Genomic DNA, 11,996 nt, shown 5'->3' with positions numbered 1-11,996 from the left:
CCGACCAGCGCTCCCTCCCCAGAGGAGCACCCGCGGCGAGCAGTTCGTCTCGTGTGGTCGCTCGCCGGTCGCTCGCGGGCACGGACCGGGCACATGAATGATCGTTTAGGCACCGGTATCTGAGGCGGCGGTGACCGAGTACCGAGCCCGCCGCAGCCCGCAGCGGGCCCGGCTCGGTCAGGTAGCCGGTCAGGTGTGGGCGGTGGTGTCGTCCCACGCGACCTTCAGCCGCCGTGGCCCCGCTGTACGGCCCTGCCATTCCGACCGGCCTGCGCGGGCGGGGATCGGTTGCATGGGCGGGGCTGGGGTGGTGATGAGGGCGGCGGTCTGTTCGGCGGCTGCGGCTGCGACTTCGGGGTAGACGCTGGTGTAGGTGTCGCGGGTGAAGGTCGAGGAGACGTGTCCGAAAGTTTCTTGGACGATTTTCAGTTCGACTCCGGCGGCGAGCATCATGGAGGCGGCTCCGTGGCGTAGATCGTGGAGGCGGATTGGTGGCAGTCCCGCCTCGTAGGCGAGCAAATGGAACTGGTCGGTGAGGTGCTGGGGGTGTAGCGGGCGTCCGAGTTCGTCGGTGAAGGCGAACCCGCTGTCTGCCCAGTCCTGGCCTGCGGCGAGGTGTTCTTCGGCTTGCTGCTTGCGGTGGTGGCGGAGGGCGGCCATGGTCTCGGTGTCCACGGCGATGGTGCGGTCGCTGGCGTCGGTTTTCGGTTTGCCTTGGATGGGTTGCCAGCCGAGTTGGGTGATCTGCCAGTTGATCCCGATCGTCTTGGCCGTTTCGTTGACCTCACGCACGGGTGGCCGGACCAGACCTGGACACTGGCACGGATCAAGATGGTGATCGGACGCCGGTTCCACAAGAGCTACACCGTCCAGGGAGTGGCCGCGCTGCTCAAGCGGCATGGCTGGTCGTGCCGGGTGCCAGCGCGGCCGACGGCCGAACGCGATGAGGCGGCGGTGGCCGGTTGGGTGAAGGGGACCTGGCCGCAGGTGGAAACACCGCGGCGGCGTTCGGGGCCTAGCTCGTCTTCGAAGACGAAGCGGGGTTCGCGATGACGCCGCCCATCTGCCGGACCTGGGCCCGCAAGGGCCGTACGCCGCTCGTAAGGGTACGTGGCCGTTCCCGCCGCCGCCTGTCGGTGGCGGCGCTGATCTGTTACAAGCCTGGGGAACGGACCCGGTTGATCTACCGGCCGTGCGCCGATCCCCGCAGCGACGAACACAAGAGCTTCGCCTGGACCGACTACCGCGACCTGATCGCCGCCGCCCATCGGCAGCTCGGCGGGCCGATCGCGCTGGTGTGGGACAACCTGAACACTCATCTGGCCGCCGAGATGCGCTGCTACACCGCCGAGCGGGACTGGCTTACCGTCTACCGGTTACCTTCGTACGCCCCGGACCTCAACCCGGCCGAGGGGATCTGGTCGATCCTGTGGCGTTCCACCCTGGCCAGCCGCGACTTCGCTGGCCCGCAGGAGGTGATCGCCGCTGTGCGTCGGGGCTTACGACGGCTTCAATACCGCCACGACGTGCTGGATGGTTGCCCTGTCGGCACCGGACTCGTCCCTGCTCGGTTATGCGACACCACACATTTAACCTCAGTAGTTGGCAACAGCGTGGTGTCGGGGGTTCGTCAACAGTCGGAGAGTTTTTTATTTGAAAGCTCTAGTGCTACCTCGAGTGCGTCACGAGCTGAGGCGAGCCGGGCGCCTTGGGAATTAGCAATCTCTCGTTCGAGGATAGGTATCACCTCGCGAGAATACTCACCAATGCCACTCAATAGAAACGATGCATAGGTGAATGCATCTCCTGATAGTCCAACGACGGCGCGATCGATAAGGTTCATGCTATTTAGAACTCTATCTCGGCAATAAACCTCGATGTCGTACTCGTCAGCACCCAGCCTGAAGGTGCGGCCGTAGGAGGCTCCCCTGAACAGCTCGTGGAGCATGAGCCATGCATGCTCTGATAAAACACCTTCCTCTTCCAATTCTGTGATTATTATGTCGGTCACGGCAGCGGCCGAAGAGAAGAGATCTCCTTGGTTAACAGCTTTTCCCTCCAAGGCCTGGAATGCCCTTGCCCTCTTTTCGTAAGTGCCATGCAGTAGGTCGTCCAGCAAGGGCGGGATGCTGACGGCGTCGCCCGACAGTGTCTTCAATTCCTTCCATATCCACGTCATGCCGTATTTGTATCCCTTCTCGAATCACCATCGACGGTCTGGAGGCACTTGGCTTGGGTCTATTCGGGTGCGGCATCTATCGCAGAAGTCGGCGTCCATCATGGTGTTTGGATACACGGGATGTCCATATCGCAGGTTAGTTGGATCCGCGCCCTGCTCTATTGCCCTATTCCTTGCGTCGTCCTCGGCGCAGAAATCTCCTGCCCTTGAGCGCTTCTTTCCAACTACAACCAGTCCGGTAGTGCAGTCCACTACGCCTACGATCATAACGTGCAGTTGGCGCTGCGTCTTTGACATGCGTTCACGCTCTTCGTCGCGGGCACCATCTGCTATTGCAAAGCACTCGTCGTCGCTGAGCGGATTGTCGTTGTGAACCAGGGCAGCATGGCTGCCTGCCAGGACGTGGTAAGTGTGGACGTCGGCGACAGTCAGGTTATGGACGCGTTGGGTGGCGGTGTGGCGGTCGAGGGCGGTGATCTGGACGTAGGTGCCAGCTGAGGTTTGCAGCCACATGCCCGGCTGGAGGCGGGCCGCGCCCACCCACTCATGCAGGGCCGGGACCCAGAAGGGGTGTTCGTCCGTGGCGGTGATCTCGTCGGTGGCGTTGCCGCGGGGTCCGTCGATGTCGACTGTGATCTCGACGAGGTTCTTGACGCCGTCGCCGGTGATCACTGTGGTGATCGGGCGAGACGTGCTGTAGCCGGCTTCCGGATCGGTGGCGAGGACGTAGTCACCGACCTTCACGTCCTCGATGGGCTTGGTGGAGCCGTCGGCCATGAGGACCGGTGTGCCGGGAACGAAGCTGTTGGAGCGAAGGCGGCAGCCCTGTGATCCGTCGCCCGGAGTGTCGATGGGCGGCAGGTCGGGTGCGACCTCGTCGATGATCTCGTCCACCACCTGGTCGGTGGTGTTGTCCACCAGATTCTCGACCAGGTCCTTGGCACAGCCGCGCAGGCTGACGCAGTTGAGGTCCAGGTCGATGCCGAGGGGTTCGAGCGTCGTCGGGCCGCCGTTGATCTCGCCGACGAACATGTCGATGCCGTCCGAGATCATCTCGATCTTGTCGTCGTTCGACGAGCTCTTCTTCTTGGTCTTGGTGGACGAGTTGGACCTGCTCTTGCTCTTCGTCTTGGTCTTGGACGACGACTTCGACTTCGTCTTCTGGTTCGAGCTCTTCTTCTTTACCTTCTCCTGCGCCTTGCTCTTGGCCTTTTCCCTGATCTTCTGCTGAGTCTTCTTCTTGGTATGCTGCTTGACCTTCTCCTTGATCTTCTGCTTTATCTTCTTGTTGGCCTGTTCTCTCAGCTTCTGCTTGATCTGCTTCTTGATCTTTTTCTCGATGGCCTTTGTGGCCTTCTTTGCGGCCTTCTTGACGGATTGCTGCAGCGCCTTCTTCAAGGCGTTCTGAGCCGTCTTTGTGGCTTGCTGCGCGACCTTCTTCTGAGCCCTCGTCATCGCGCGCGTCCCCGTGCGTTTCGCCGCCTGCCCGGCCCGGGAGGCGAGTCGCTTGCCCACCTGGGTGGCGCCTCGCTGGGCCAGGCGGCGGAGCAGGAGCTGGCCTCCGACTCGCCCCGCGGCGAACAGCAGTGGGATGCAGATCGGGCAGTTACCCGAAGGGTCGGTGTACGCCAGGGGGTCGCCCATCGCGTACGTGTACCGGTTCAAGTTCGCCGACGGATACGGGCTCAAATTCGCGTCGTCGCGGGAGGTGAAACCGCCGGTGCCTGGGATGTACCAGCGAGCGAGCATGTTCACCTTGCCGGTGTCCGGGTCGGTGTACTCACCCTGGTAGCCGAGCCTGCGCCGCGCGCCGTTCTGTGCGATGACCTCACCGAACGGGTCGTAAGCCGTCGAGTCCACCAGCGCCGTGCCGGAGAAGGTCGCCACCACGTCGTCGTGCTGGTCGGACATGACCCCGACGGCAGGCCCGTTGCCCTCTTGGAGGCTCAGCAACGCGCCCGAGGGATCGCGGCCGTACTTGGCCTGTACGGCCCCCGCCCCGTCCGTGACCGACACGATGTCGTTGTCGATGCCCGAATACTGGAAGCGTTCCGTGTTCCCACTCTGCGACCGGGACTCAAGCCGCCCCATCGCGTCGTAGGTATAGGTGGCGTCGCCGTCCGAGACCATCCGGTCGAAAGCGTCGAACGTCAGGTTCCGGGTGACCCCATTCGTGGCTTCGCTGGCCAGCGAGCCGCGCGGGGTGTAGGTGTAGTCGGTGCCGTCCCCGTTCAGTAGCCGATTTCGCTCGTCGTAGGTGAACGTCGCATTTCCGGCCTTGGTCCGGTTGCCCGACGCGTCCCACTCGTACGACGTCACATTGCCATTCGGGGCCTTCCACGAAATGAGCCGCCCCGACCCGTCGTAGCTGTAGGTGTTGGTCCCCCCGCCCGCCGTACCGGACGTGACCTTCGAGATGAGCTGGTCGTCCTTGTCCCACCCGTAGGTGAGCTTGGCCAGTTCCGCGTTCGAGCCGTTCTTGAGCGTGTGGCTGGTGATCCGGTCCATCGCGTCGTAGCCGAAGGACTGCGTGGTCGCCGGGTTGGTCGAGGCCAGCGAGGTGAGCCGGTCCGCCTTGTCGTAGCCATAGGTGAGCTGACGGCCGGTCACCGGGTCGGAGGCCGTCTGGAGGCGGTCGTCGATGTCCCAGCCGAACGTCGCCGCCCCTGCGGTGTCGGTGCGCTGTGTGACGTTGCCGAGGTCGTCGTAGCCAAAGGCCGCCGTCTGGCTGGTGCCCTTGGAAACCTTGGTCAGCAGGCCCCGGTCGTTGTACTCAAGGCTGTAGTCGCCGACCTTGCTCTCGCGTCCGGCCAGGTCGTAGCCGTACGTCCGCTCGGGCGTGGCCACCTGCGCGCCCGTGCCCGTCTCCTTGATCACCCGGCCGAGTTCGTCGTAGTGGCGATCGACGCGCACGCCGCCCGGCTGGATCGCGGACGTCACATTGCCACCAGCGTCATAGACGCTGCTCCAGGTCCGGTCGGCGGGCTGTGGGTGCGCGGGAGTGGCCGGTTCGATCTGGTCCTCGACCAGGCCCATGCTGTTGTACGTGGTCCAGGTGGTGTTGCCGCGACCGTCCGTCGCCCGGGTCAGCGCGCCGGTGGCGTCATACCCGTACGTTGTGGTGATCGACCGCCCATCGGCGACGGGCTCGACCAGTTCAACCAATGCGTCCGACGCGTCGTACTTGTACCGGACGGTCGAGCCCTCACCGGACGTCTCGGCGATCATGTTGCCCGCCGCGTCGTAGTCAGACGTGACGGTCCGTTGCACGACGCCCGAACTGTTCAGATCTTTGGTCGCCACTTCCCGGCCGGCCCGGTCGTACTCCGTGGCCTGCGCGTTGCCCAGCGGGTCGGTGACCTTGACAGTACGGCCGTCGAGGTCATACGCGTAGGCGGTCGTGTCACCGAGAGGATCCGTCACCCTGGTGGTCTCACCTGCCGCGTTCACCGTGTAGGTGATCGTGCGATTGCCGGGGGAGAGTTCCTTGATCTTTCGTCCGGCGTCGTCGTACTCAATCCGCGACACGATCGCCTTGGCGGTCGGCTTGCGCTCGATGATCGTGGCGGTGATCTGACGGCCCAGATCGTCGTACGTCCACTCGGTGCGAGCACCGGTCGGATCGACGCCGGCCAGCATCTCGCCGACCGTGTCGTACTCGTAGACGTGCCTCCCGCCGGGCTGGCCGCCGGTACCGGGCTCGACCACACGCACCCGATTGCCCAGAGCGTCGTACTCACTCGTCCACACAGAGCCGCGCTCGTCGGCGTAGCGGTTCATTCGCCCCGCGGCGTCGTAGCCAAAGCGCCTGGTCGGCGTGATGGAGGTGCCACCTGGCGGCGTGTACGGCGGCTCGCTCACCGCGGTCATCCGGCCCAACCGGTCATAGGCCGCCGCGGACACACGCCCCTCCGCGTCCTTGCTGTGTGTCCGGCGCCCGGCACTGTCATAGCCGAAGATCTGTGTCGGGTGCGCCTCGTTCGTCGGCACCCCGGACTTTTCGATCTTCACCTTCGGCTCGCGCACCTCGACCAGATGCTCGGCGGCGTCGTAGCGATACGTGGTCGTGTACGCGGCACGGTCGGCGCCCGGCAGGTTGCCCCGCGGATCCACCACCTCGGTGACCAGCCCGCGATCATCCACGGTCCAGGTCGTGACCAGGTCGGTGTCGCCGTTCTCGACGGCCCTACGCACCTGGGCACCGTCGGCGTTGTAGCCGTACTCGGTGGCCTCGGCCCGGTCGGTGCCCGCCGCGGTTTCGGTCTCCTTGATCACGTTGTCGTCGGCGTCGTAGACGTAGCTCGTCTTACGGGCCAATGCACTGGGGTCGAAGGTCTTCGATGTCAGTCGGCTCGCGGCGTCGTAGACATAGGTCGTCTTCTCTTTGCCGCCTCCGGTCACCTGCTCGATCAGATTCCCCGCCACGTCATAGGTGTTGTTTTCGAGAACCACGTTCCGTGGCGTGGTGGAACCGTTGAGCTTCGCGGCTTCGGCGGTGACGGTGGCGAGTGACCCATCCCCGTAGTACTTGTAGGCGAGTTTGCGGCCCATCGAATCGACACGTGCGGCGAGCCGGCCTTCGGGGTCGTAGGTATAGGACTCCAGAATCAGGTCGCGAGGCTCGTGCGGAGTGACAGGACTTCCGGTCCAGCTCTTCAGGATGCGGGACGCCAGTTCGCCACGGGCCGTGTAGGTGTAATGGGAGACATTGCCCATCTCATCGGTGACCGAAGTACGAACCCCCGTGTGGTCCCACGTGTAGCGGACCACCCCTCCTTCTGGACCGGTGACGGATTCGACCCGGCCGTAGGTGTCATAGGTGTACGAGATTTTGCGCTCGGGGTCGCCGCCCGTTAGGTCCACTACCGACTGTGTTGCCGTTAGTCCGTCAGCCGTGTAGCTGTAGCGAGTCTGGGGGGAGTGCGTCACTCCCGTGATCTCGTTTTTGGCCGCCGCACCGGTATGCGTGCTGAGCCTGCCCGCGCCGTCGTAGGTGAGCCGGGTGGTGACACCGTCCGGATTGGCGGAGGAGGTCTCCTTGCGGGACCTTTCTCTTCCCAGAACGTCGTACTCGAACGTGAGCACAAGCTCGGCGGGATCGGTCACCTCTACCACGTCGCCGGCGGCGTTGTAGCCGTACGATGTCTCACCGCCACCGGGCTCCTTCTCCGACTTGAGCAACCCGGCGGGCACTTTCCCGCCGCCCACCGCATCTTCGTTTCCGTCGGTGAACGCGTAAGTCATTGAGCGGCCCGAAGGGAAGTCCGGCGTCCCGGGCGTCGTTTCCTTCACGACTTCGCCGAACGCGTCAAGTTCCCACTTGGTGACGTACGTGTCGTCCGTCGCGGAGGCCGAGCGCTCGTCGCGGGACGCGATCATCTGATCGTTGCGGGGATCGAACGGATCCGCCTCGTTGACGTGGTAGGTGTAGTACTCGGCCTTGCATACGGTGGCCGAACGGCAGGTCGTGCGGCTGAGCATGTTGCCGCGCTTGTCGTGGGTCTGCTTGCTGGCCTGTCCGTTCCGGTCAATGACCTCGGACAGATATCCACCCGTGTCGTAGTAGTACTCGGTGGTCGCCTGTGTTTGGTCGATCTCCTTGATCAGACGGTAGTTACGCCATGCGTCATAGACGTATTGCAGTGGCTTGTTGTGGGGATCTGTCACCGTGACTGTCGAACGTCCGGTGCCGGCATCGTAGGAGGGAGCTCCGAGTTGCCAGGTACCGCCATGGTGGTCAGTGTGCTTCTTGAGTCGGTCGGTGCTGGAGTCGTACTCGTTCTCGCCCCATATACGACCGGACGGGAGGGTGATTTTGGTTAGTCTGTGTGGCACTCCGGCTCGAGCCGAGGTGTGTCGCTGGATCTCCGCCGGTGAAAGCGCCTTATCATATAGCGCAAATTCGTCAATACTGCCTTGAAACCTGAAGGGTTGTTGTGTGCCCGGTTGGCCGGGTACACCAGGCGACTGGTGTGGATAAGGCCAACCGTTACCCACGGTGACGTGAGAGCGTTGAAGATCGTAGTCCGGAATGACCTCAGACAGAGTTCCCACTTGCTGACCATCTAGATAGAGGATCTGTGTGGGGCCGGAGACGGTCAGCACGACATGGTGCCATTGGTTATCGTTGACCGCGTTCGCCGTGGTGATCGGGGACAGCGTGCGACGGAATGAACCACGCAACTTGCCGTCCGTGCCGACGTACACCAGTGGGTCCGACATGCCGCCCCCGGAGGACGTGCCCGCAGATGCGATGATTCCGGACACCGCGGTCTTGAACCACGCCTCGACCGACGTCTGTGTGCCCAAGTTGGCCAGAGCGTCCTGAGGCAGATACATCCCCGCCTCATGGCTATTACCGAAGTTCACACTGGTGTCACCAGTACCGCCGAGTGCGCCGGGCTGCCCGTAGGTGACGCTGTCGTATGTGCCATTTCCCGCACCCCATCCCTGGCCGACGGCCTGAGAACCGGATGCCTCACCCAGTCGCCAGTAGCCGTAGGGATCGGAGTCGAGTATCACACTGCGGTACAGCGAGCCATCGGTATACGAGAAGGTTGTGCAATTGGGTGCTGTCATTGGCGCGCATACTTTGGAGAGCTGGTCGCCGGTGTACGCATATGTCCATGCGAGCGGAGCACCGTCCACCGAGTCCGTGGACACGGAGCTGACATGTTCACCAGCCCAGGCGAAGTACAGAGAACGCCCGCCGACCGACGTGGCCTTGGTGAGCTTGCCATCCGCACCGTAGATCAGTTCCTGGCTGCGTCCCCGGGCGTCGGTAACCTTTGTCAGGCGGCCTTGGGCGTCGAAGAGATAGGAGGTCGAGGACTTGTCCATAAGTCGCCATCCGCCGCTCACTTCGGCAAGGGTGGCATGCACTCCAGGCGGTGGCTGGTAGGTGCCGTCGCCGTTGGCGGCGTAGCGCGCCTGATGGCCATCCGGGTAGGTGACCAGCAGCGTGTCGATGCCACCGAAGTCACTTCGGATGATCTTGGAATCCCATCGGGTTGACCATCCCGCGCCGAAGGCGCCGCTCCTTCGGGGATCCATCGAGTTGTAGGAGCGCACCACCGACAACGGGGGACCGGCCACCGTCACGTTCGCATCAGTGAAGCTGGTGGTGTAGTTGCCTGCCAGCTCGTGGAACTCCTGGCCGTTTCCACCGCGAGCGGACAGTTGCGAGGTGATCGGAGGCTGTCGAACACCCGTGACGAATGTCCGGCTGGCGCCGGCGGTGAGGTGGGTTTCGGTGTCGGATACGATGACGGTCCACTCGTATTCCGCGCTCCATCGGACGGAACCGGCCGGCGGCGTCCATTCACGCGTTCCTATCGGGAGAAAGTCCGAGTAGACGCAGTCATGCGAAGTGTCGCCCTCGATCCGGCACAGGTCGAAGCGATAGCGGAGAGGTGCGCCCGAGGGGGTGGAACCAAGCGCCGTCAGCTTTGGTGTCAGCGTGGTCATCAATTGGTCGCCCGTCGGCGTCATGGAATCGACGCTGGGCGGACACCAGCCGACCGGCTTCCAGGTGGAGGATCCTGGAGTCGGCTCGTCTCCTGAACCGGCAAAGCCTATCCGCTCGTAAATCCTTTCCTTATGGCTGACACGAGATCCCACCGTGTAGAACCGTGTACGCTCCCACTCGTAGTAGCCGAGGCAGAAGAGCGGATCGAGCACGGTGGCGGCGTCCTTTTGATTCGCTCGCCGAACCCCTGGTGGGAGAGTCGAGTCGCGCAGAGGGTCGGGCTTGGACGCCTTTCCCCTGGATCTTTCCAGCAGCAATGCGTTCTTGGGTCTTTTAACTGCGCTGGACGAGAGCCCGATCCCTGCCTTGGCCTGCGTCGCAGCGGCGCCGACCAGGCTCGGTACCCCGGCGGCCGTGCCGATGGCCTGGTCAGGCGTGTTCGGCAGCACGGTCTCGGCTTGCGGTTCGGCCCAGGCGGGAATCGCTTGCACGGATATCAGCCCAGGCAGGACCAGCACGGTGACGATCAGTGTTAACAGAGCATGGCGGTTGATTGAACGCATCCACAACCGTATTCCACGCATGGGTCATCGCCCTCCGTGCTCGTCCCTGGAGCAATCAGAAAACTGAAGCCTGTGTCCCAATCGCCCTAGGATCAGAGTGTCTAATTGGGGTGGTGCAAACTAGGCAAATCGAAAGGAATGTAGCGCGCATACTTGGGTGCGGCAAGAGTGACTTGGATCACACTACGGGAATAAGCATGCTCGGTTACTGACAGCCTTATGGTAATGGGTGGTCAAATACGTGTGCCCCATATAATGGGCAAACGACTGCTGGCCCCGCTGCCTGCCGGCACGGGGCTGCGGAACTGCGAATTGCGGAGTCGTGCCCGCCTCACTTGGCAAGCGACGGACCCATTGGTTCGTGCGCTGTCGTACGAAGCGATGTCTGTGTTGGCCTAAGTGTCTAACGTGGGAACAAGCACCAGGCGGCAGCACGAAGCAACGCAATCGAGCAGTCCTGCAACTGCTGATGAAGTAACCCGGTGGTTCGAGAGGCTTGGACTAATTCGGCAAACTCCGAGAAATATAACTGGACATCACACGGCGATCAAGTGTGATACAGATCACATTAGCCTTGACGCTCATCGCTCCCGTGATCGCTGGTGGCGATGACTTCTGGGTCCAGGTCTACAGCACCCGCGCGCACGATTATCGGACGGTGATCGCAGCGCTACAGGAATTCGACGAAGTCAACCCACAGCCACTGGAACTTGACCTGAATGTCAGATGCGGGCTGTGTCACCGTCGGATGCGGCTCCCGAGCATCAACCCGGCGACAGTGAACCTTTTTCGTGCGCCCAGCAGAACGGAGGTGAAGCCGTGACATAGCGGCTCATCTTGTGTTCGTAAGCTCGTCGTCGCTTGCCGGTGGAAGTCCGGTCCGGGTAGCTGCCAGGAGGCCCGGTAGCAGGCTGGCGGCTTCGTCGGGAAACGGGCGGGGTCGAAGCCCAGCGTCAAAGGCCCTTTCAAGGGGAAGCAACGATGCGGTCCGTAGCATGAAGCGAAGCCTGCGGCGTCGTTACTCAGCCGTCCTGCGGGGCGGGACAAGGGAGAGCCGAGCCTTTCGAGATCAGGGCGAAGGCCACGGACGCGGCCAAGAGCCTGGAAGCGCAGCCGTCAAGAACTCCCCGGCGTATGGGGCATGGAACGCATCGATAGTGACGGCGGGAACTGGGGAGGCCCTCCCCGGCCCGGTGACCTGCGGAAAGAGTCGCCGGAGCGTGGCGTCCTATAACCGATGACCTCGGGAAGTGGATGGTCGGCCGGGTGGGCGTCGGAGGTGGCCGTAGTACCGCTACCAGTCGACCGGACAACACAACCGGCGGCGATGGGAAGGGCCACTGCTTCGTCGATGCGTGCGATGTTGAGGAGGGGCCCGGTGAGTGCCGTTTCGGCTATCCCCGCCGCTGGTGGATCTGGTGGACGTTCTCCGCGAGATCCGGTCCGAGCCTTGCAGCACACGCTCTACCGGGCGGCCAAGGCCGAGCCCGGGCGTCGATTCCACGCGCTGATGGACAAGATCTACCGCAGAGACGTTCTGGCGCGCGCGTGGCTGACGGTGCGTGGCAACAACGGCGCACCGGGTATCGACCAGGTCACCCTGGCCAAGGCCGAGGAGTACGGCGTGGACCGGCTGCTCGGCCAGTTGGCCTGCGAACTACGGGAGGGACGCTATCGTCCGCTGCCCGCGCGGCGGGTGCTGATCCCGAAGCCGGGGGTGCGGGAGGAGTTGCGCCCGTTATCGATTCCCGCAGTTCGTGATCGCGTTGTGCAGGCCGCCGTGAAG

Annotated in this window: 5 protein-coding genes and 1 pseudogene; 3 read left to right on the top strand and 3 right to left on the bottom strand. The window is 63.3% G+C overall.

Features of this window, described 5'->3' with window-relative positions; all coding sequences use genetic code 11:
* Positions 1-189: 189 nt before the first annotated feature.
* The gene (locus tag DP939_RS40065; RefSeq protein WP_147268320.1) at positions 190-792 is read right to left on the bottom strand and encodes a tyrosine-type recombinase/integrase; all 603 of its coding nucleotides are present in this window, start codon (positions 790-792) and stop codon (positions 190-192) included.
* Here DP939_RS40065 and DP939_RS49475 point away from each other — a divergent pair.
* The gene (locus DP939_RS49475; RefSeq protein WP_225878786.1) at positions 715-1,053 is read left to right on the top strand and encodes a helix-turn-helix domain-containing protein; all 339 of its coding nucleotides are present in this window, start codon (positions 715-717) and stop codon (positions 1,051-1,053) included. The two genes, DP939_RS40065 and DP939_RS49475, sit on opposite strands and share 78 nt — an antisense overlap.
* Positions 1,032-1,451: pseudogene (locus DP939_RS49470) on the top strand (transposase); the annotation flags it as partial. The gene DP939_RS49475 and the pseudogene DP939_RS49470, both read left to right, overlap by 22 nt.
* A 179-nt stretch (positions 1,452-1,630) precedes the next feature.
* On the opposite strand, the gene DP939_RS48290 reads toward DP939_RS49470, so the two are convergent.
* Positions 1,631-2,179, bottom strand: a complete 549-nt coding sequence (locus tag DP939_RS48290; RefSeq protein ID WP_225878796.1) for a hypothetical protein — start codon at positions 2,177-2,179, stop codon at positions 1,631-1,633.
* Positions 2,180-2,203: 24 nt separating this feature from the next.
* On the bottom strand, positions 2,204-10,210 hold the full coding sequence (locus tag DP939_RS40050; RefSeq protein WP_158578954.1) for a LamG-like jellyroll fold domain-containing protein: 8,007 nt from the start codon (positions 10,208-10,210) through the stop codon (positions 2,204-2,206).
* Positions 10,211-11,660: 1,450 nt separating this feature from the next.
* On the opposite strand from DP939_RS40050, the gene DP939_RS40045 reads away from it, so the two are divergent.
* Positions 11,661-11,996, top strand: a 336-nt coding sequence (locus DP939_RS40045) for a hypothetical protein (RefSeq protein WP_450097549.1), incomplete at its 3' end; no start/stop codon positions are given.

The organism is Spongiactinospora rosea, from assembly GCF_003315795.1.
Lineage (GTDB): Bacteria > Actinomycetota > Actinomycetes > Streptosporangiales > Streptosporangiaceae > Spongiactinospora > Spongiactinospora rosea.
This window is presented reverse-complemented; position numbering and strand designations above follow the sequence as displayed.